19 protein-coding genes are annotated in these 20,965 nt (G+C 64.0%); 10 read left to right on the top strand and 9 right to left on the bottom strand.

What is annotated here, in order from left to right; all coding sequences use genetic code 11:
• The first annotated feature begins 39 nt into the window (after positions 1-39).
• A complete protein-coding gene (locus tag EJO66_RS23050) occupies positions 40-921 on the top strand; it encodes a cytochrome c oxidase subunit 3 (protein WP_124960139.1) in 882 nt (293 codons plus the stop codon).
• Between the two features lie 74 nt (positions 922-995).
• Here the strand turns inward: EJO66_RS23050 and EJO66_RS23045 are convergent, their stop codons facing one another.
• A complete protein-coding gene (locus tag EJO66_RS23045) occupies positions 996-1,226 on the bottom strand; it encodes a twin transmembrane helix small protein (protein ID WP_124960138.1) in 231 nt (76 codons plus the stop codon).
• A gap of 27 nt (positions 1,227-1,253) precedes the next feature.
• Between EJO66_RS23045 and EJO66_RS23040 the strand changes: the two genes are divergently transcribed.
• Genes EJO66_RS23040 through EJO66_RS23015 form a run of 6 tightly spaced genes read left to right on the top strand, consistent with a single transcriptional unit; the run spans position 1,254 to position 6,350 of the window.
• On the top strand, positions 1,254-2,063 hold the full coding sequence (locus tag EJO66_RS23040; RefSeq protein WP_125966284.1) for an SURF1 family protein: 810 nt from the start codon (positions 1,254-1,256) through the stop codon (positions 2,061-2,063).
• Entirely contained in the window at positions 2,047-2,730 is a 684-nt protein-coding gene (locus tag EJO66_RS23035; protein WP_124960136.1) for a hypothetical protein, read from the top strand. The genes EJO66_RS23040 and EJO66_RS23035 overlap by 17 nt, the downstream gene beginning before the upstream one ends.
• Before the next feature lie 6 nt (positions 2,731-2,736).
• Positions 2,737-3,954: a COX15/CtaA family protein gene (locus EJO66_RS23030; RefSeq protein WP_125966283.1), complete on the top strand. Its 1,218-nt coding sequence runs from the start codon at positions 2,737-2,739 to the stop codon at positions 3,952-3,954.
• A complete protein-coding gene (gene cyoE, locus EJO66_RS23025; RefSeq protein ID WP_015867152.1) occupies positions 3,951-4,856 on the top strand; it encodes a heme o synthase in 906 nt (301 codons plus the stop codon). The genes EJO66_RS23030 and cyoE overlap by 4 nt, the downstream gene beginning before the upstream one ends.
• A gap of 28 nt (positions 4,857-4,884) precedes the next feature.
• A complete protein-coding gene (locus EJO66_RS23020; RefSeq protein ID WP_185738363.1) occupies positions 4,885-5,502 on the top strand; it encodes an SCO family protein in 618 nt (205 codons plus the stop codon).
• Between the two features lie 8 nt (positions 5,503-5,510).
• Complete coding sequence (locus EJO66_RS23015) at positions 5,511-6,350, top strand: DNA alkylation repair protein (protein WP_124960133.1); 840 nt, start codon at positions 5,511-5,513, stop codon at positions 6,348-6,350.
• A gap of 51 nt (positions 6,351-6,401) precedes the next feature.
• Here the strand turns inward: EJO66_RS23015 and rpoH are convergent, their stop codons facing one another.
• Entirely contained in the window at positions 6,402-7,343 is a 942-nt protein-coding gene (gene rpoH / locus EJO66_RS23010; protein ID WP_124960132.1) for an RNA polymerase sigma factor RpoH, read from the bottom strand.
• Between the two features lie 381 nt (positions 7,344-7,724).
• Positions 7,725-8,606: a competence protein CoiA family protein gene (locus EJO66_RS23005; RefSeq protein ID WP_125966282.1), complete on the bottom strand. Its 882-nt coding sequence runs from the start codon at positions 8,604-8,606 to the stop codon at positions 7,725-7,727.
• A 33-nt stretch (positions 8,607-8,639) separates the two neighbouring features.
• Here EJO66_RS23005 and EJO66_RS23000 point away from each other — a divergent pair, with 33 nt between their 5' ends.
• Positions 8,640-9,683 carry a hypothetical protein gene (locus EJO66_RS23000; protein WP_164547887.1) on the top strand — a complete coding sequence of 348 codons (1,044 nt, stop codon included), beginning with the start codon at positions 8,640-8,642 and terminating at the stop codon, positions 9,681-9,683.
• Between the two features lie 489 nt (positions 9,684-10,172).
• Here the strand turns inward: EJO66_RS23000 and EJO66_RS22995 are convergent, their stop codons facing one another.
• Positions 10,173-12,524, bottom strand: coding sequence for a hypothetical protein (locus EJO66_RS22995; RefSeq protein ID WP_125966280.1), 2,352 nt, complete (start codon positions 12,522-12,524; stop codon positions 10,173-10,175).
• Positions 12,525-13,154: 630 nt separating this feature from the next.
• On the opposite strand from EJO66_RS22995, the gene EJO66_RS22990 reads away from it, so the two are divergent.
• Positions 13,155-14,090: a sigma-70 family RNA polymerase sigma factor gene (locus EJO66_RS22990; RefSeq protein ID WP_307651175.1), complete on the top strand. Its 936-nt coding sequence runs from the start codon at positions 13,155-13,157 to the stop codon at positions 14,088-14,090.
• 149 nt (positions 14,091-14,239) lie between these two features.
• A complete protein-coding gene (locus EJO66_RS22985) occupies positions 14,240-14,689 on the top strand; it encodes a carboxymuconolactone decarboxylase family protein (RefSeq protein ID WP_125966279.1) in 450 nt (149 codons plus the stop codon).
• A 137-nt stretch (positions 14,690-14,826) separates the two neighbouring features.
• On the opposite strand, the gene tnpC is transcribed toward EJO66_RS22985, so the two are convergent.
• The 5 genes from tnpC to EJO66_RS22960 form a co-directional block, all read right to left on the bottom strand.
• Positions 14,827-16,395 (bottom strand): IS66 family transposase, encoded by a 1,569-nt coding sequence (gene tnpC, locus EJO66_RS22980; RefSeq protein WP_373423985.1) that lies wholly within the window; start codon positions 16,393-16,395, stop codon positions 14,827-14,829.
• A 64-nt stretch (positions 16,396-16,459) separates the two neighbouring features.
• Complete coding sequence (tnpB, locus tag EJO66_RS22975; RefSeq protein ID WP_132756102.1) at positions 16,460-16,843, bottom strand: IS66 family insertion sequence element accessory protein TnpB; 384 nt, start codon at positions 16,841-16,843, stop codon at positions 16,460-16,462.
• Entirely contained in the window at positions 16,786-17,133 is a 348-nt protein-coding gene (gene tnpA, locus EJO66_RS22970; protein ID WP_125966278.1) for an IS66-like element accessory protein TnpA, read from the bottom strand. The genes tnpB and tnpA overlap by 58 nt, the downstream gene beginning before the upstream one ends.
• A 202-nt stretch (positions 17,134-17,335) precedes the next feature.
• The gene (locus EJO66_RS22965; RefSeq protein WP_240648704.1) at positions 17,336-19,945 is read right to left on the bottom strand and encodes a S8 family peptidase; all 2,610 of its coding nucleotides are present in this window, start codon (positions 19,943-19,945) and stop codon (positions 17,336-17,338) included.
• Positions 19,938-20,960 carry an AAA family ATPase gene (locus EJO66_RS22960; RefSeq protein WP_125966276.1) on the bottom strand — a complete coding sequence of 341 codons (1,023 nt, stop codon included), beginning with the start codon at positions 20,958-20,960 and terminating at the stop codon, positions 19,938-19,940. Before EJO66_RS22960 ends, EJO66_RS22965 begins: the two co-directional genes overlap by 8 nt.
• Positions 20,961-20,965: the final 5 nt, after the last annotated feature.

The following is a 20,965-nucleotide window of genomic DNA, read 5'->3' as shown; positions in this document are numbered from 1 at the left end:
CCCATCGAATCGAGAGAAGAAAGAAAGCCAGGAGCTGATATGAGTTCAACCACCCACGGCACCACGCCCTACTACTTTGTGCCCGGGCCGTCCGCCTACCCGGTCATGGCCGCGACCGGCCTGTTCTTCGTGATTCTCGGCGCGGGCCAGTGGATCAACGGCCACCAGTGGGGCGCCTGGTCCCTGCTGGCGGGCATGGTCGCGTGGCTCGCCACGCTGTTCGTGTGGTTCCGCGCCGCCATCGGCGAGAGCGAAAGCGGCCAGTACGGCCACAAGATCGACCTCTCGTTCCGCTGGAGCATGAGTTGGTTCATCTTCTCCGAAGTGATGTTCTTCGGCGCCTTCTTCACCGCGCTGTGGTGGACCCGCACCCATTCGCTGCCGGCGCTCGGCAGCCTTGAGAACGCGCTGCTCTGGCCCGACTTCAAGGCCGTCTGGCCCAGCGTTGCGGCCGGCGCCACCGGTTCGCCGGCCGACATCGTCGAGCCCTTCCAGACCGTCGGCCCGTTCTGGCTGCCCACGATCAACACCGCGCTCCTGCTGAGCTCGGGCGTGACGCTCACCATTGCCCACCACGCGCTGCGTGCCGGCCATCGTGCCCAGACCATCCGCTTCATGTGGCTCACCGTGCTGCTCGGCGTGCTCTTCCTGGGCGTGCAGGGCTACGAGTACCACCACCTGTACACCGACCTGAACCTCAAGCTCAGTTCCGGCGCCTACGGTTCGACCTTCTTCATGCTGACCGGCTTCCACGGCCTGCACGTGTTCATCGGCATGCTGATGCTGCTGTTCATCACGCTGCGCCTGCAGAAGGGCCACTTCACGCCGGAACGCCATTTCGGCTTCGAGGGCGCGGCCTGGTACTGGCACTTCGTCGACGTGGTGTGGCTCGGCCTCTACATGCTGGTGTACTGGCTTTGAGCGAACCCCGCGGCATGCAGAAAAAAAGGCGCCGGAAGGCGCCTTTTTCATGGTTCTCGTGGAACGAGCACCATCTACTTGCCGAGCGGGAGCCCGGTGGGCTGGATGTAGCCGAATTTCCAGGCCAGCAGCATGCAGAGGAACAAAAACACCGACAGGCCGATCCGAAAGGTGAGCGCGCGCGCCATGCCGCCGCTCTTGGCGCGTCCGTTGCGCCCGTCTTTCAGCATGTAGAAGAGCGCGAAGGCAAGGCTCGCGAAGATGCCCACGAAAACCAGGGCAATGAAATATTTCATGACCCCCATTATCGGCCGCACGCCTCATCCACTCCAGTGACGCCGCAACCCCTTCACCCCGCCCGATCGAGGCCGAGGCGGGGCCGCTTCCTGCTGGTCACGCTGGCCGCCGTGCTGGCCCTTTCCGCCACGGTGTCGCTGGGACGCTGGCAGCTGTCGCGCGCCGCGCAGAAGGAGGCGCTGCAGGCCGAGATCGAGGCCCAGAAGCAGAAGGCGCCGCTGGTCCAGGCCGAGTTCCTGGCGCTCGAGGCGCCGGCCGGCGAGTTGCACCGGCCCGTGCGGCTGCGCGGCCTCTGGCTGACGCCCCAGACGGTCTACCTGGACAACCGGCAGATGCATGGCGTGCCGGGTTTCTACGTGCTGACGCCGTTCGCCCTGGAAGCCAGCGACCAGGCCGTGATGATCCAGCGCGGCTGGGTGCAGCGCAATTTCAACGACCGCACGCAACTGGGCGCGGTCGAGACGCCGCCGGGTATCGTCGAAGTCACGGGCCTGATCGAGCCGCCGCCGGGCCATTTGTTCGAGCTCGGCAAGCCGGCCGCGGCCGCCTCGGCACCGGAATCCGCGGGGTCTTCGCCCATCCGGCAGAATCTCGACCTGGAAGCGTTCCGCGCCGAAACCAAGCTGCCGCTGCGAACCGATGTGTCGCTGCAGCAGGTCGGCCCCGCTTCCGAGGGGTTGCAGCGCGACTGGCCGGCCCCCGCTCTGGGTCTGGAGAAGCACTACGGCTATGCATTCCAGTGGTTCGGGCTTTCCGCCCTCGTGGTCATCCTCTATGTCTGGTTCCAAATCATTTCCCCCTACCGCCGCTCGCGGCGCCGCGCACGCGATGAACGCAGCCTCTGACGAACCGCTGGGCCTGACGGTGCACTCGATGCCGTCGCCCAACCAGGCGCTCGACGGCGCCGAGGGCCGCCGCACCGTGGTCGGGCGCTGGAAGATGATTGCCGTGATGCTGATGTGCGCCGCGCCCGTCATCGCGTCGTACTTCACCTATTACGTGATCCGGCCCGAGGGGCGCAGCGTCTACGGCGAGCTCATCGATCCGCAGCGCACGCTGCCGGCATTGACCGCGACGGACCGCAACGGTGCGCCGGTCGACTTCGCCACGCTCAAGGGCCAGTGGCTGCTGGTGGCGGTGGCCGATGCGGCCTGCGATGCGCTCTGCGAACAGCAGCTCTATCTGCAGCGCCAACTGCGCGAGAGCCTGGGCCGCGAGAAGGACCGGCTCGACCGCGTCTGGCTCGTGAGCGATGCGGCGCCCGTTCCGGCGCGGCTGGACAACGGCCTGCGCGGCGCCACCGTGCTGCGCGTGCCGGCCGAGCAGCTCGCCAGGTGGCTCGCGCCGGTCCCGGGCCATGGGCTGGCCGAGCACCTGTACGTGATCGATCCGATGGGCAACTGGATGATGCGTTTTCCGGCCCGCATGGACGCCGCAGGCGCCAGCCGCGCCAAGCGCGACCTCGACCGCCTGCTGCGCGCCTCCGCCTCCTGGGACGAGCCCGGCCGCTAGCACTGCATGATGGACACCGGCTCGCTCTACGACCTCACCCCCATCGCCTGGCTGATGGCTGCCGGCGTGTTGATCGCGCTCGGCCCGCTGGTGTGGGTGTGGCGCCGCAACGCGGGCGCCGGACCGGCGCGCCGGCTGCATGCGCTCACCGTGCTGACGCTGTTCCTCACCTTCGACCTCACGCTGTTCGGCGCTTTCACCCGGCTCACCGATTCGGGCCTGGGCTGCCCCGACTGGCCGGGCTGCTACGGTAACGCGAGCCCGGTGGGCGCGCGCCACGAGATCGCCATGGCGCAGTCGGCCCAGCCGACCGGCCCGGTCACGCACAGCAAGGCCTGGGTCGAGATGGTGCACCGCTACCTGGCCACCGGCGTCGGCGTGCTGATCCTCGCTCTGGCGGGCGCCACCTGGATCGTGCGGCGGCGCCAGCGCCGCGTGCCCGCGCCGGCCGGCGGCGAGCACGCCACGCTCAGTGCATGGTGGCCCGCCCTGACACTGGTCTGGGTCTGCCTGCAGGGCGCGTTCGGGGCGCTCACGGTCACCTGGAAGCTCTTTCCCGCCATTGTCACGCTGCACCTGCTGGGCGCCGTGGTGCTGCTGGTGCTGCTGTGCATCCAGGCCGTGCGCTACCGGCAGGCCGCCGCCGACCGCCTGCCCACGCCCGTGTCGCCTGCGCTGCGCAACGGGCTGATCGCCACTTCGGCTCTGCTGCTGCTGCAGATTGCGCTCGGCGGCTGGGTCAGCACCAACTACGCCGTGCTGGCCTGCACCCAGTTCCCGACCTGCCAGGGCAGCTGGTGGCCGCCGATGAATTTTGCCCAGGGCTTCGAGATCTGGCGCCACCTGGGCGTGACCGGCAATGGCGTGCCGCTCGATTTTTCAGCGCTCACCGCCATCCACTACGTGCACCGGCTGATGGCATATGCCGTGTTCGCCGCGCTGGGCGTGCTCGCGTGGCAGCTGCGCCGCACGCCGCCGCTGCGGCCGCAGGCGCACTGGCTCGCGGGGCTTGCGCTGCTCCAGCTTGCCACGGGCCTGGGCAACGTGCTGCTCGGCTGGCCGCTGGTCGCCGCGGTCCTGCACACCGGGGGCGCCGCGGCGCTGGCCGTGGTGCTGACATGGGCGCTGTGCGAGAGCCGCCGCGGGGCCGTGGCTGCTATCGCACACGACACGGACAAGGCGCCCGGCGCCCCACACAACAACCAGAGGGAGGCCGCCGCGTGAGCACGCCGATTTCCGTGCAGCAGACAAGCACCGCCAACGTGCTGCGCCAGTTCTATGCGCTGACCAAGCCGCGCGTGGTGCAGCTGATTGTCTTCTGCGCCCTCATCGGCATGGTGCTGGCCGTGCCTGGGCTGCCCTCGTGGGCCGACGTGCAGCGCGCCGTGCTGGCCTGCATCGGCATCTGGCTGGTGGCGGGAGCGGCGGCGGCGTTCAACTGCCTGGTCGAGAAGGGCATCGACGCCAAGATGAAGCGCACCGCCTGGCGCCCCACGGCGCGCGGGCAGCTCAGCGACCTGCAGGCGCTGGTGTTCTCGGCGCTGCTGTGCGCGGCCGGTTCGGCGCTGCTGTGGTTCCAGGTCAATCCGCTCACCATGTGGCTGACCTTTGCCACCTTCGTCGGCTATGCGGTGATCTACACCGTGATCCTCAAGCCGCTGACGCCGCAGAACATCGTGATCGGCGGCGCCTCGGGCGCGATGCCGCCGGTGCTGGGCTGGGCCGCGATGACCGGCGACGTGGGCCCCGAGGCGCTGATCCTGTTCCTGATCATCTTCCTGTGGACGCCGCCGCATTTCTGGGCGCTGGCGCTCTACCGCGTCGAGGACTACCGCAAGGCCGGGCTACCGATGCTGCCCGTCACGCACGGCAACGAGTTCACGCGGCTGCAGGTGCTGCTCTACACCTTCATTTTGTTCGCGGCCTGCCTGATGCCTTTCATCTACGGCATGAGCGGCTGGCTCTACCTGGCGGTGGCGGTAGGCGTGAGCATCGGCTTCACGGGCTACGCCTTCGCGCTCTGGCGCAACTATTCCGATGCGCTGGCGCGCAAGACCTTCCGGTTCTCGCTGATCCACCTGAGCGTGCTGTTCGCGGCCCTGCTCGTCGACCACTACCTCCGCTGATTGATTGACTGATCGAATGCCCGTGCCCATGAACAAGCGAAATGCCCTGAAACTGATTGCCGGCGGTGCGGGCTGGGCCGGCATGGCCGCCACCCTGGGCCTCGGGCTTTCGGCCTGCAGCGAACCCAAGCCCAGCTTCAATGCGGTCGACATCACCGGCGCCGACTATGCCCGCGACTTCTCGCTGAAGGATGCCGACGGCAAGCTGCGTACGCTGGCCGACTTCAAGGGCAAGGTGGTCGTGCTGTTCTTCGGCTACGCGCAATGCCCCGACGTCTGCCCCACCACCATGACCGAGATGGCGCAGGTCAAGCAGCAGCTCGGCGGCGATGGCGACAAGCTGCAGGTGCTGTTCGTCACGGTCGACCCGGCGCGCGACACGCCCGAGGTGCTCAAGGCCTACATGGGCGCATTCGACCCGGGCTTCGTCGCGCTGATTCCCACGGCCGACCAGCTTGCCGCGGTCGCCAAGGACTTCAAGGTCTACTACAAGAAGGTCGAGGGCAAGACCCCCACGAGCTATTCGATGGACCATTCGGCCGCCAGCTTCGTCTACGACACCAGCGGCCGGCTGCGGCTCTATGCGCGCTATGGCGCCGGCGTGGCGCCGATGGTGTCGGACGTGAAGGCGCTGCTCAAGTCCTGACCGGCCCCATGGACGCCGCCGTTGCCCTGGCCTCCGTCGAGCACCTGAAGGCGCGCAGGGGTGCCTTCCGCATCGCGCTCATTCCGCCCGAGGTGCTGCGCGCGCTCAACGACGGGCTGCTGGAGACCGTCAACCTCAACGAATTCATGGCACTCGAGCTGCCGCAGCTTGCGCGCAGCGTGGCGGCCCACGTCGGGCTCGATCCGGCCAGCGAGCGGCTGGCCGACACCATCGCCATGCTCGGCGCGTTCAAGCCGATGCAGCGGCACGGCCACATTGCGCGCGCGCTCTACGACCTGGCGGCGCTGCATGCCGAGCGCGATGCGGTCGCCCACCGGCTGGCGACGCACGCAAGCGACGTGGCGCGCTGCTGGGCCGCGCAGTGGGTCACGCTCTCGGGCCTGCCGCTGGCGGCGCAGCTGGAGGCGGTGCGGCGTTTTGCCGCCGATCCGCATTTCGGCGTGCGGGAAATCGCCTGGATGGCTGTGCGCGATGCGGTCATCGCCTCGCTCGACGAATCGCTCGCGCTGCTGCAGCCGTGGACGGCCGATGCCGATCCGAACATCCGCCGCTTTGCCAGCGAACTCACGCGTCCGCGCGGCGTCTGGTGCGCGCAGATCGATGCGCTCAAGGCCGAGCCCTGGCGCGCGCTGCCGCTCCTCGAGCCGCTGCGGGCCGATGCCAGCCGCTACGTGCAGAACTCTGTGGCCAACTGGCTCAACGATGCGAGCAAGACCCAGCCCGAGTGGGTCGACCGGCTCTGCGCGCGCTGGATGGCCGAATCGGACACGCCGGCCACCCGGTACATCGCCAAGCGGGCGCTGCGCACGTTGGCCAAACAGGCATGAAAAAGCCCGGCATGCGGCCGGGCTTTTTCGGGTGAAACGCGGGAGGCAGGCTCAGGCGTAGTTGGCCAGCGCCTTCTTCATCTTCTTCATGGCCGCGACTTCGATCTGGCGAATGCGCTCGGCGCTCACGCCATACACGGCCGCCAGGTCGTGCAGCGTCATGCCGCCCGAACCGTCGTCGTTGACCTTGAGCCAGCGCTCTTCGACGATGCGGCGGCTGCGGTCGTCCAGCGCTTCGAGTGCGGTGGCAATGCCGTCGCTCGAGAGCCGGTCGCGCTGTTGCGACTCGAGCAGGGCGGTCGGCTCCTGCGTGGCGTCGGCCAGGTACGCGATCGGGCCGAAGGCCTCGTCGCCGTCGTCCGATGGACCCGGATCGAGCAGCACGTCGCCGCCCGACAGGCGGGTTTCCATTTCCAGCACTTCTTCGGGCTTGACGTTGAGCCGGGTCGCCATTTGCGACACCTCGTCGGGGCTCAGCGTGTCGCGGTGCGTGCCGTTGTCGGCCGCGGCCGAGTCGGCCTTGAAGCCCTGCTTCATCGAGCGCAGGTTGAAGAACAGCTTGCGCTGGGCCTTGGTCGTCGCGACCTTGACCATGCGCCAGTTCTTCAGGATGTACTCGTGGATCTCGGCCTTGATCCAGTGCATGGCGTAGCTCACGAGCCGCACCCCCTGGTCGGGGTCGAAGCGCTTCACGGCCTTCATGAGGCCGACGTTGCCTTCCTGGATCAGGTCGCCGTGAGGCAGCCCGTAGCCCAGGTATTGGCGCGAAATGGACACCACGAGGCGCAGGTGCGAGAGGATCAGCGCACCGGCCGCTTCGAGGTCGTTGTGGTCGCGCAAGCGGCGTGCGAAGCCCTGCTCTTCTTCGAGCGTGAGCATCGGCAGGCGGTTGGCGGCCGAAATATAAGCATCCAGGTTGCCCAGCGGCGGCACCATCGACCATGGATTGGCGACGGCGAGCTGGTTGGCAGAGGCTCCAGACAGCGTGGTCATCAGGGGAAACTCCTTTGTATTGGGCATATTAGCACTCGATTAGAGGGAGTGCTAAGCCAAGGGTTCCCCCTGAGTTTCTATCGCACCGATAGCCAAAGCTGTCAGCCGGACGGCGATCCTGTCGGTTTTCACTGGGCTTGGAACTTTTTTCACTGGGAATGGAACCCTGATTCTTTTGAAATCAACGACTTGGCGCCACTCTACCTCTGACGGCGCGCGCGACACATCGTTTTTGATTGTGATAGGAGCAGAGAAACGGTGACCAGGTTCCGCCCGGCTCCCCCGCTTCATGAAACTCAGTTTTTCTGCAGTGATGGCGAATTTATATTACCCGGATAAAATAGGAAGAATCTAGGTATAGAGCTTGCGCCGACGCCACGACTACGTGGCGGACGCAATTGCTCGCAGATGCGCCCGAGCAGCATCCGCTCGAAAACGAGGAATTACCCAGTTGTGGTGTGCCTCGCGGTATCGCCCATAGTGAGCTCGTGCGACCGTGCGCACTGCTGAGACGATGTCAGGGTCGAACCGCACCGCCTTGATGGCGATGTCGCCGCTGGGGAGCTCCTTGACCGAGATCCAGCGTCCGCGGATCGTCACGATCTCCTCGGGCAGGAAGTGCCGCTGCGCTGCCAGCGCAGCAGGCGAAAACGCTGGCAACTGCTCAGTCACCGCCGCGGCGTCTGGGCGAGCCGGCCAGAGCCAGCACTTGCAGGCGACGTCCTCCAGAACGGCGCGCTTGACCTGTGTCACGTCAAAAGCGGAAGGTGTGAACGCCCGCAGGTCGATCTCGAGCGCCGGCAGTTGCATGTTCTCGTATGCCTGACGCTTCTCCACGTCGCAAAAGGATGAGTAGGCGATCTCAAAAGCCACGCCGACACCCTCCGTTGTGGTCGCCAGCAGGTCGGGCCGCCGGTCGTCAATGGCAACTTCCTCTTTGATGTCCGCGCACGTCAAGAGGATGGACGACGCCTGGTTGTCTCCAAAGCCGAGAACTTGTGCGGCGGCCGCAGTCACCGGTACCACAAGGCCACCCGCGTCAAGGATCACGCGCTTGGCGAAGCGGTGCAGGTCCGATTCGTAGTTCGACGCACACGGCTCGGCATTGGAGCTGTGAGCGAAATGGTGCTCGCGCTGATCCCCTTGGCGCGCAACGACGACCTCGCCGCAGATTGCGCATCGGCAGTCGCAGGCAAGGCCGCGCTCGACCTCCGTGATGTGGACGAAGCGATTTGATGCGTGCAGTGCAAACAATGACAACATATGGGCTCCAGGAATTGAGTTGAGGTGACCCCAGTGTTGCGATCCGAACCTCCATCAACCAGCCACCAACCGGTTGCCAACGGGTTGATAACCGTGCAGGAACTGTTGCCGTGCTTTCGCGACTGGCTCGCGACCCAGCGCGATGAGGCCAAGGCACTGACGTTGCTGCGCGCTTTGGCGGACGAGTCGCTCAAGGTTGCCGGCTCCAAAGACCCGCAGCAGTTGGAGTTCGACGCGCTTGACCTTGCCCAGGCATGCGATTGGCCGGAGCGCGACGACTTCGACGCCGCATCCAAGAAGATCAAGAGCGCCAATCTGGAAAAGTACCTCTCAAGTCGGACTGCAGGCCTTGAAGCGTACTTTGCGCAGCGCGGCGTTCAGCATGCACTGCGAATCTGCAAGCGCTCACCCTCGGGTCGTCATCGCGCGCAGTGGTCTTTGGAGTCGTATTCATTGGTGCCCCCCGTGGCAACAGTCGACGCGCAACGCGACAACGAGCCTGTCGACGCGGGTTTGGGTACGGATGGCCCTCAGATCGAATACGAATACGCGGCGGCCGGCACTGTGAGGCCCTCATGGCTGGCGCGCCCGCTACTCGGGAACGGGTGGTTTCGGACAAAGTCGCTTCGGGGCCTGTTGTTTGTCTGCACTGGCCTCGCGCCGATGGTATGCGTTGCCGGATTGGTGGCGACCGTATGGCTGATGCTATTTGTGAGGCGGCCAGTCACGACGGGGGACTTGGCCCTTCTCGTCTTCGCTGGCGGGCTAAGCTGGGTGCTCTGGAACTCCCTTCGCAGCCTCTGGTGGTTGCTGGCGGATCGAATCATTCCTGTCGCGGACGTGCTGCTGGGATGGAGCGAGGCGCCAGCCCAGTTGGAGAGCTTCAAGGATGGCAACGCGCGCATCATTGGCCTGGTCCGATACAGCGCCACCTGTCCCGTATGCGCTGCTGCGGTTGAACTGCGCTATGGCGAGGGGCAAGAGGGACGCAGGCTCTTCGGCTGCTGCGTGGAGGCGCCTCAGGAGCACGTCTTTACTTTCGATCGAGTGACGAGGCGCGGCAGGCGCGTCAGATAGTTCGGCTGACTAGATTTCATCATGAAATCAACATGGTCCGTGGGTGGGGCGCCGTTGGTATATCCATCGCGCAGTTGTCGCACGTGACCTCTTCAGACTGACTGCGGACATCAGCGCAGCCGCGACCCGTTACTTCCAGTACGTAGATGCCCTACGGGTATGCCCCGCTTCAGACTGGTCGAGGCCACTAGGTCGTGGCAGCCGTCGGCATAAGCTGCTGTTCATGTAGGCGGCGACCGCTTTGGTTCGAGCTCTGCTGTCTTTAGACAGTCGGTGCGGAACGACACTGTTCTTTCGTCAACGCGCCATTGAGCTTTCGTCGGCCGGCGCGAAGGGTCGCCCGATCGGCGCTGCGGCCAGGCACGGCACGTGCAGAATGCGACCAACAATCGGAACCGGCCAGGAGCAGAAGCTCACCAAAGTCCGGTCTGGAGTGGCAGCGTTCCGCGTCCATTCCAAGTTGAAGTGAATGCAGGGTTTGCGGGGAGGCTATCGTCCGTGCCCTTTCAAACGACGCGCGGCCCCTGGCGTCAGTTCGACCGCACCAGCGGTCATCGGAGCCGCTTCCAGAACGCGTTGCCCGTAGCGGTTGTCTGTTTCGGCTGGCGCTGGCACATATTGCGTCCAACCTCCGTCGAACGTGCCGTCCTGTTTGACGTAGACCACCAGCACTTTGCAGCGCTTGGCCTGTACAGCAACTGCCGCAGCTTCAGCTTTGGCCTTGTGTACCTCCGCGAAGTCCGCAAAGCCTGTCCGCTGCAGCCACACCAGCAGCGGCTCTTCCCCTACCAGCGAGAACCATCGGTAGGGATGCCGCTCAAGGGCCGGACGTAGCTTGTCGATTTGGAGCGCCATCTGCTCGCGTGCATTGGCGTCCAGGTCGCGCACAGTCGCGTCAGCGTCCAAAAAGCGAGGACCGCGGTTGGCGTCGTTAGCCTTCAAGAAGGACTGCAGCGTCGCTGGGAACTTCTGCGCGGGCGGTGGTTTCGTCGCCCAGTCTGGGTCGGCGAAATACTCGTCAATCGGCGCGCAGGCGTCAGCCTCCAGCAGCCAAGTGGCGCCTGCCGCCAGTTGCTCAGCGTAAAACTGGTCTGCGCGGTTTTTGGTCACGTAGCTGCCGAGGTGGTCCAACTCATCGAATATCACGGCTTCATGGACCCCAGCCACACCCTGCCGGACAGACAGGTAGTGCGTCAGCTCACCAGTTGTAGGCAGAAATCGCGTCAGCACGAACAGGTCATCGATGGACATCGACACGAACGGATGCTTCCCGAGGATGGACCGAACCTCCGGGAGCCGTTTCGACATTGACGAAAACGGCGTGAATGCTTCCACCGTGAGGCCAATAGGCAGGACCACGCGGTAGTCGCCAAGTCGTAGCCGCCGCACCTCCACGTGACTGCCACCAACGAGCTGATAGACCGGCACTTCGGGCGCGGATGCGGCATATCGCAGGAACCGCTCGCACTGTTGATGCGCCTTGAGGACCAGTTCTTGGATGGTGCGGACGTGCCGTTCGAAGAACACCTCCGGCGAATGCATGGGCATGACGCCCGCCTTCACTTCCAACTGCAGAAGAACGTCGTTCTGCAGAATCAGCACATCGTTTTCCACCCAATTACCCGTATCAGGGTCTGGGTAGTAGACGCTGGTCAGAACCTCGGCTCCGGCAAGCTGCTTGCTGAAGATGCGCATAAACGCGCCCTCCGTCAGCGCGGTCTGTCGGTTCAGCCACTCCTGACGGTAGTCGGACAGCCGCCTTTGCAGGCCCCACTGCAATGCGCGGTACGTGCTGTCGCGTAGGAAGTTGGCATCGCAGGTGTAGTAACCATCGTTGAGGGTTACCAATGGCTTCACACGGCCGGGCATACGGCGGAGTGGCGTGCCGCGTAGCGCGCCTTCAGCGAAGAACTCCTTTTCCTCACCGGGAACGTAGGCTAGGTCCGCAAGCAGGTCCGGCGGCAATCCGCTGGACTTCGTGACATTGCAGATGCCGCCGAAGAACAGGTCCTCGACGGCGCTCCGCGCTGTCACTTGGCGCTCTTGGCCCTCACCATACAACCGTGCGATCGCCTCCTTGAGCTCGATGCCTTCCTTTTCTGCCAGCTCATAGGCAGCATGCATTTCCGCAAATAGCGCCTCTGCGGCCTTCATGTGTCCGAATCGAGTGGCGTCCACGGCAGCTTGAATGCCGGCTGAAACCTCCTTGGCGCCGATGCCGTACGCCGCGCGGAGCGCGTCGTCATGCGGCTCGAACACGAACTCGAAGAACTCAGCCTCGAGTGCCTGATAGCGGTGTCCGCGAATCGTGACCCAACTGGTCATCGCCTGCATCGCCATCGTGCCGGTCTCGGGACCCAAAAGGCCCTCAGGCATCCGACGAGCAGCCACCAGGCAATACATGAGTGCGTGCTTCCGAAGCTCCGTCGCAAGATTCAACACCGCATGGACGTCATCGGATTCCACTGACTTGCCGTAGTCCGCATCCTTGTGGCTGCTCAGAACCGCGTGGACGTACTCCAGCGCGAACATGATGTCGTCCAGCGCAGCTCGCGAACTTTCTTTGGGTTCGCCGGCTTCTTGGCCCTGCTCATCAGCACGAACCATCTGCCCCATCAGCAACTGGCCCCAGTGGAAGCCAATCAGCTGCTTGGGCTCGCACTTCAAGACCGCTACTCGCAAGGCCTCGGCCATCGCTTCCATTTCGGCCTGCATCTTCGTGTGGGCAGCGTCGAGGTCGTCACCAAGCTTGAGCAGGGCGCGAGCCAGCGGCGGCATCGCATCCGCGCCGTCAGGGTTCTCGGGCAAAGCATGGCCCTCAGGCCCAACGGTTTGAGTCATTGCAGCAAGCGATTTTCTGGTGAAAGATGTCCTGGATAAGTCTTGGCTGCTGGCTACGCCGCGCCAATGCTAGCTTGCACGGGATTCTGGAGCCAACTGCGCAGTAAAGTCCCTTCTGGTCCAGAAAGCTACGGTGCATGTGCATGTGCATGTGCATGTGCATGTGCATGTGCATGTGCATGTGCATGTGCATTGGCCGCTTTTGCGGCTGCGAGATTGACCCTACGGATGTCGCCTCGGGCCCATCTGAGACATTGGGCCTCGCCCCAAAGCGGTCAGTCGCGTGCCCACAGGTCGATGCAAGAGCGCCACACACGCGTGGATCCAATGGCGCGAAATCGAAATTTGCGAAGGTTCAACGACGCGCTGCGCGCAAATCGGATTGCGCGAGCGGTGCAATCGAAGGATGGCCCCCGGGGTTTTTAATGCGAAGATTCATTGGCGTTCGTATCCGTCCGGCCAAGTCATCTTGAAATCGGGGCTGACGGCAGAAAGGATCGCGTCCACCCAACTTAGGTGGACTTGATTACAGGAGCAGGGTAGCGATGAAGTATGGCATCACCCCCTACGTCGTAGACCGATGGCCGAAACTAGCCCGCGCCGAAGAGATGGCCACGCCCACCAAGGAGCTTGACCTTCGTACTAGACTTGCTCGCCATGTCGTCCGCGTCTACCGAACTGTTCTCGAACGTGCGTCCCAGGTTGATGGCTATTGGCTATCGCATGCTTTCCTCCGTACAGGAGGCGGAGGACTTGGTGCAGGACGCATGGTTGCGCTGGCATGAGGAGACGAAGTCGTCCCAGGCCCAAGTCTTGAATGCTGAAGCTTGGCTCGTGACCGTGACCACGCGGATGGCGATTGACCGTCTTCGGGCGGCCAAACTGCGGAGAGCGACGTACGCGGGCGCGTGGTTCCCCGAGCCGCTACTGGAACAGGCGCCGACCACGCCTGAGCAAGCGTGTGAGACCGCCGACAATGTGTCCATCGCCTTCTTGCTACTTCTGGACTGCCTGTCGCCGGAAGCGCGGGCCGCGTTTTTGCTGCGTGAGGTGTTTGACGCTGAGTACGAGCAAGTAGCCGAGGCCATTGGCCGAAGCAAAGCCTCCGCCCGGCAGATTGTCCATAGAGCCAAGCGAAGGCTGGAGAACGCACGCGAATCAGCGGGCATGAAGGCGCCGCCAATGCCAGCAGTGGCTCAGCTGGAACTGTTGCGACGACTCGTTCAAGCAATTTCGAGCGGTCACCTTGAGGGCATTAAGAGGCTGCTCGCAGAGGAAGCGGAGATGCTGGGCGACTTTGGCGACGTCAGGCCAAGCTTGGCGAGGCCTTTGTTTGGCGCTCAACGCATCGCTCAGCTTTACTACGCGATGCACCTTCGCCACGGTGACGCTATGCGACTTGAGCTGGCCATACTGAATGGCGAATGGTCCCTCCTGCGCTACATCGATGGTGCGCTTGACTCCGTACAGACATTTGAGTTCACCAATGTCCAGGTCTCTCGGGTTCGCATCCAGCGGAATCCGGTGAAGTTGGCAACGTTGAAGGATAAGCCACTCGTCTCCTGAGCTCCCGGCCAAACCCGCTGCCACCAGGAACCTGAGGCCTGGGGCGACATTTCTTTCCCCTGCGACTGTCACAACGCGATCACGTCAAACGTCTTGAGACCAGGTTGCTCCTGCAGCCGCATCCAGTCTCAACTTGAAGAAAGCGTTTCATGACCCGCGCAGTTTGGTTCCAAGTATCCCCGGAGGGCGCCAAGGCCATCGGTGGCCTGCATCACTTCGTCACCTCTGGCACGTCCTTGCCCAGCCAGCTTATCCATCTGGTGTTCCTGCGAGTCTCGCAGATCAATGGCTGTGCCCACTGCATCGACATCCATACCCGTGACCTGATGACTGGCGGAATGTCGGTTGAGAAAGTAGTCCTCGTGCCGGTGTGGCACGAAGCGGAGTACCTGTTCTCGGAGCAAGAGCGTGCGGCCCTCGCCTGGTCCGAGGAAGTCACCCGCGTCAGCGAAACACACGCTTCCGATGAAGCCTACGAGGCGGCGTTGGCAGTGTTCGGCGAGAAGGACTTGGTCAACCTGACCCTCACCATCGCCGCGATGAACGCCATTAACCGCATGGGCATCAGCTTCCGCATGAAGCCGCGGGCGAAAGCTTAACGGCTGCGGCGCGCCGCTCTATTGGCTGAGCTCGTGGGTTCAATTCAGTAGTGCGGCATCAACTTCCCGATCTTGCTGGCCGGCTACTGCGACGTATGCGCCAGGCGAAGTCATCTTGACGCCGGAGATGCCGCAGCTCAGGTCAGCGGCGTCCAGCGGTACGGCAGGAGATCGCGCAGTGCAGATGCTGGCTGGGTCGGCAGCCGCTGCAGTACGTCCTTGAGGTAAGCGTAGGGCTCATGGCCATTGAGCCTGGCGGTGTGCAGCAGGCTCATGATGGCGGCGGCGCGCTGGCCCGCGCGCAGGCTACCGGCGAACAGCCAGTTCTTCCTGCCCAACGCGATGGGACGGATCAGGTTCTCGATGCGGTTGTTGTCCGCGGTAAGGTCGGCGTCGTCGATGAAGCGCGTCAGCGCAGCCCAGCGCTTGAGGCTGTAGTCGATGGCCTTGGCCGTCGCACTGCCGTCTGGCACTTTCTGACGGTTGGCCATCAACCAGGCGTGCAGCAAGTCGGCCGCCGGCCTGGACTTGGCTTGCCGCAAGTGCAATCGCTCGCTCGGCCCGAGGTCCTTGGCCTCGCGTTCGATGTCGTAGAGGTTGGCGAACAGCTTGAGCGCGCCCTCGGCAAGCATGCTGCTGTGGTTGGCCCACAGCTCATGGAACTTGCGCCGTGCGTGCGCCAGGCAGCCGGCCTCGGTCACGCCGGCGCTCATCACCTGCTTGTAGCCCGCGTAGTCGTCGCAGATCAGCGTACCTCGCCAGCCGCCGCTGCCGTCTTCGGCGATGCCCAGGAAGCGCCGTGCGTTGTGCCCGGCACGGCTTTCGGCGAAGTCGAAGACCACGGCGTTGACCTCGTCCCAGACCGTGGTGCAGTAGCTCCACAAGTAGGCTCTGTGCGTCTTGCCATGACCTGGCTTGAGCATCGCCACCGGGGTCTCGTCGGCGTGCAGCACGTGGCGCCCAAGCAGGTCCTCGCGCATGGCCTGCACCAACGGCGCCAGTTCCACGCCGATGGCGCCGATCCATTCGGCCTGGGTGGAGCGCGGCACTGCGAAGCCTGCGCGGCCCAGGCTAGCCTCCTGGCGGTACAGCGGTTGGTGGTCGATGTACTTGGCCACCGCCACATGCGCCATCAGGCCGGCGGTGGCGATGCCCTTGTCGATCACGCAGGCAGGCACCGGTGCCTGGATCAGCGTCTGGCATTGGGTGCAGGCCCACTTGCCACGCACATGGCGCTGCACGCTGAAGCGTCCAGGCTCATAGTCGAGCTTCTCGGCCACGTCCTGGCCGATGCGCTTCATCTGGCAGCCGCAGCCCGGTGTGGTGCAGATGGTGTCGTCGGGTTCGTGGTGGATGTCGTGGCGCGGCAGGTGGGCCGGCAGCGCCTGGCGCTTCGGGGTCTGCTTCTCCCCTGCGGCCTTGGCTGGCGACTGCAGCTTCCCTACCTCGCGTTCCAGGGCTTGCAGGTCCTCGTCGATGACCTCTTGCAGCAGGCTCCTCTGCTCGGGACTGAAGCGTTCGGCGCTGGCGGCGAACTTCAGCCGCTTGAGCACGGCCATCTCATGGGCCATCTTGGCGTTCAGCGCCTGAGCGTGCCGTACCTCGCTCTGCAGCCGGCTGGCCAAGGCGCACACCTGTGCGAAGCTCATGCCCGAGAACGCCGGATCAGGGATTGCATCAAGGGCGTTGGCGCTGCTGCTGTCCATCAGGGCGGTGATGGTGCCAGCAGGCTTAGCCGGCCGCCATCGGCACATTCCGCAATGGACGGGCTCACACCACCTTGATCACGCCGGCCTCGCCAACACGCTGCCAGGGCAGTCCGAGCACCAAGGCGTTCAGCTGCGAGTGGGTCAGCGACAGCGTGCTGCCATCCCTGGGCCAGACAAAGCGGCCGCTGTTCAGCCGCCGCGCTGCCAGCCACACACCGATGCCGTCGTGTACCAGCAGCTTCATGCGGTTGGCCCGTCGGTTGGCAAACAGGTAGGCGTGGTGGGGCCTGGCCTCGCCGAAGACCTTGACCACGCGGGCCAACGCCGACTCGGTGCCAGAGCGCATATCCAGCGGCTCGCAGGCCAGCCACACCGCCTCCACACGGATCACCGCAGCAACTCGCGTGTCCAGATCGCGAAGTTCGTTGCGGCACTGGCCGGCCATGTGATGATCATCGTGATCGGGCCGCGGCGCAGTTCGACGCGGATGTCTGCCGACGAGGCAGCAGCCTCGGGTGACGCCATCAGCGGCAGTGCGATGAACTCGCCAGCCTTGACGGGTCTCACTTGGCCTTCGCGGGCCAATTGCCGCCAGCGGTGCACGACGTTGGCGTTGATGCCGTGCGCCATCGCTACCTTGGCCACCGACGCGCCGGGTTCATTGCATTCGGCTACCACCTGGGCCTTTGCCGCAGCGCTGTAGTGTCGCCGGGACTGTGTCTTCTCGCTTGTCATCGCGTCCACCTAAGTTACGTGGACGCGATCGTTGCCGCCGTTTCTCTTCAGTTCAAGATGACTTGGCCGGACGCATACTGGCGTTCCGCAGTCGGGCCGGTGCGGGTGGGCATTCTCTCTGTTGGTAGCAATCGCGCCCACAGCGCTCGAGCTGAGAACAGGAGCGTAATAGGCTTATCCGGTCCGCCACCCTGTACCCTGTTCACGCCGCTACTCTCACCTGCTGGCGGATGCCTTCACGCAGGCGGGTATAGATAGGTACAGCCACACCCTCACTCACTTCGAGAGTGATGGCAAGCGCGTAAGGAATCTGTTCGTCAAGGCGCGCCGTCGCGTCCGCCTTGCACGTGACCCGGAGGGTTAGGGTGTCGCCGTCCACGATTGCGGCGATGAGATCATTTGCCTCAAGCACCTCGTGCTGCACGGTGCCGCGCAAGACCTGATTGTGATCGGCATTGACGCGGCCAAGCCGCAGTGGCACCTCTTCCCATTTTCCGAGAGGCTGCACCCCAAGCCGCGCTTCGCGCAGGTTGCGATGGGCGAAGTTCATCGGCGAGAACCAAGCTAAGGTCACAACAAGGCGCCGCCAAAGGCTGCTGGCTGAAAGTTCCACCGGCACGGGCAGTCGATACTCGTGAATCTCGTTCTCACTGATGTCATCGCAGGCGACAAGGGTTCCACGTTGCTCCGTGCATTCAAGCACCCGCTGAATATCGAGCGCGCCGTAACCAAGATAGCGACCGGTGATCTCGCGAAACTTCCGGCCGTTCGCGGGGGTACGTAGCGACGCTCGGAGAAGGCCTGCCGTCCCCTCGTCATGCCTTGCGCCATGAACGAGCAACGCTTTGATGACCACGCTCGCTTTGTCGGCCGGCAACGGCCGACCGTCGACCGTCCGAAGCTCCGCGAGCGCCTCATGGACAACCGCTGCAGCGCGTGTGGCCAGCGCCGCTGCGTTGCTGGTCCCGCGCGTATACACGGTGTGGCTCAACTCGCCGGGCGCGTCGCTATCAAAAGCAACGCGTTGTCCCGGAGCCCGAAACTGAAGCGATGGGATGTAGCTATGTCCTGCTACTAGGGGCGTGTCATAGAGCTGTCTGCCTCCGGGCAGGAATACCTCAGGTTTCATCGAGCGCCTGAAGCCGTGGCCGAAGCGCGTTGCCGGGCTGAAGACATTGGGTTGGTCGATGAGGTCTGCGCGCAGGCCAGGCACATAGGCTCCCGACTCGTCGGTATGGAGAGCTCCGACTGTGATGACGTTGAGTGCTTCGGCCGGTGCCAGGAGCCGCCTCGCACTCAACTGATTGCTGATAGCCCGGACCACCGTCGCGTGGCGCTCGGCTGGCGGTAATAGCGAGAACGCGACGTGTGTCATGCCAAGATCAATGGGCCCGGTGTAGTTGCCGGCGCTCACGCAGAAGAGGACCTTGTATCTCCAGGCGAGGTAGTCGAGGAGCCTTGCCAGAGGGCTTGGCGAACGAATGAAGGGACGGTCGGGATCGCCGATCGATAGGTTGATGATCTTGACGCCGGGTGCCTGAGGCTCCAAGTCTCCGTCGCCTTCCAGCATCCGGCGAACTGCTCGTTCAATGCGGTCTTCCAGGAACGCTGTGTCCGGAACATGCTCCCGGCGATGACCAAAGCCTCTCGCATACTCGTCGGGCTGGAGCACGGGGATGTGATAGATCTGCCGGGAGAGGGCGCTACCGCCACCAGGCTGCTCGCCATGAATGATCAGCGAAGCCATCGACGAACCGTGTCGTCGCTCGCCTGTCTGATAGAGCCGCGCGAGGTCGAATGCATCATCGAGCTGCACTCGCCCACGGAGCGCCGCATGCTGGATGCTGGGGACGCCGTCCAGAATGGCCACGACCGGTGGCGCCACTTCCTCCGCGGCCTCAAACGCCACTTCTTCGGGCGTTGCCTGCCCGTCGGACGGGATCGCCTGCCCGGTAGGGCGGAAGTACATGACGCCCTGAAAGTTGAAGAGCTGGGCGTCGACATCGACCTGGCCGGCGTCAAGCGCGCCAATGAGATCCCGTACGCGGCCTGCTGGCAATCCGACCTTCACTGCATGGAAGTTGATTGGCGCCATGTCGATGAACCCGCCGAGGGGCACCCCATCAAGCTCGGCCGTCAGCCTGCGGATGGCATCTTCATTGCCGCGCCGCCTCTCGGGGCGCTGCCGGTAGAAGAGTTCGATCTGGCAGGCTACGATCGAGTCATTATCGAGCGGCTCGACGAGTTCGCGCCAGCGCTCGAGCATGCCAGTCTCGTCGAGCGTTTCCTGAATACCCCAACGGCGAATGACACGCGTCTGAGCGAAGACGTCACGCCACTTGGTGCGCCTGCGCGGCAGGGCCTGGCCTCGCTGCCACATGTCCCATAGGCCAAGCAACTCACGCATGCCTGCCTCGCTAACCATGGAAATGAAGAGCCTGCCCGAGACAGGCACCTGTCGACGCTCGCCTCTATCATTGACCTCGTAGAAGTCATCGTCAGCTTCGACTTCGGCATCCCATTCGCCCAGCCACTCCAGACCCTCGGTGCTGTCGACCGCCTGCTTGAAGTCCTTCACGCTTCCGGCGATCTCGATCACAAGGACGGTCTCGGGCTCCAGCCCGTCGACGGTCCGTTGGATACTGGCGCTGTAGCGCTGGAACTCCTCGCGGAAACTGGCCAACTGCGGTCCCAGTCGCTCGACCTGACGACCTCGCTCCGGGAAATGCGGTTTGCTGCTCGGACGCGGACGGCCCGCTTCGGGTTCAATCCGCCGGGCGACCGGGAAGACGAGGAGTGGCCGTTCAGGCATCGCGGGCGCCATTGCCGTTGGCGACGGTCTCGTTCTTCATGGTCTTGGGCTTCAGGCGGGTGCGCCACTCCTCCAGCTTTCGCTTTGTGATCGCGAGCGCGTTCCTGTCCTGGTGGTCGAGTACGGCACGACGAACAATGCCGAGACAGAACTCTTCCACCTCCGCGAAATTATGGCCAAGCATGTGCTTGGCGAGCGTCTCCGGCGTATAGCCGAAATTGACCTCGCAGCGCTTGCCGATTGCGTCGATCTGCTGAGCAAGCTGCTGGCGTGTCGGCAGAGGCAACTCTAACCGTAGCTGGAAACGGCGCCAGACTGCCCGATCGAGAAGCTCGGGGTGGTTGCTTGCTGCGACCACCACTACGTAGTCAGGCAACTCGTCGATCTGCATGAGGAGCGAACTCACCACACGCTTAATCTCGCCTGTCTCGTGGGTGTCACCCCTCTCTTTGCCAAGAGTCTCGAACTCGTCAAAGAAGAGCACACAACGCTGTGTTTTGGCAAATTCGATCAGCTGCCTAAGGCGACTCGACGTTTCGCCAAGGAAGCTACCGACGAGCGTGTCGTAGCGTGCCACAAGCAGCGGATACATCAGCTCAGAGGCGAGCGCCTCCGCGAGCGTTGTCTTGCCGTTGCCCGGCGGCCCCGCGAGCATGACGCGGCTCCGCGCGCGCAGATTGTGGGAGTGCAAGAGCTCGGCCCGATGCTGTTCCTCAACGAATTCGGTCAACTGTTCCCGAACGCGGTCAGCGAGGACCAGGCTTTCCAAATTCCGCTCCGGCGTCACATCGAAGAAAAGTTCGCGCGGCGTGGCGTGGCCGTTCTGTTTGGGGATGGCCGTGGGCTTCATGGGCACTACTGTGGGTTCAAGTGACTTAACAAGACGTGTGGCGAGAACGCGGTGGCCCTTTGAGCGTTCCTCTTCGATTAATGCCTGGGCCGTCCGGCGAAAGCCGAGCTGGTCGCCGTTGCTGGCGCTGCGGAAGAGACTTACAAGAAGATCGGCTTGGGCCATAGCTC

The organism is Variovorax beijingensis, from assembly GCF_003951285.1.
In the GTDB taxonomy this organism is placed as follows: domain Bacteria; phylum Pseudomonadota; class Gammaproteobacteria; order Burkholderiales; family Burkholderiaceae_C; genus Variovorax; species Variovorax beijingensis.
This window is presented reverse-complemented; position numbering and strand designations above follow the sequence as displayed.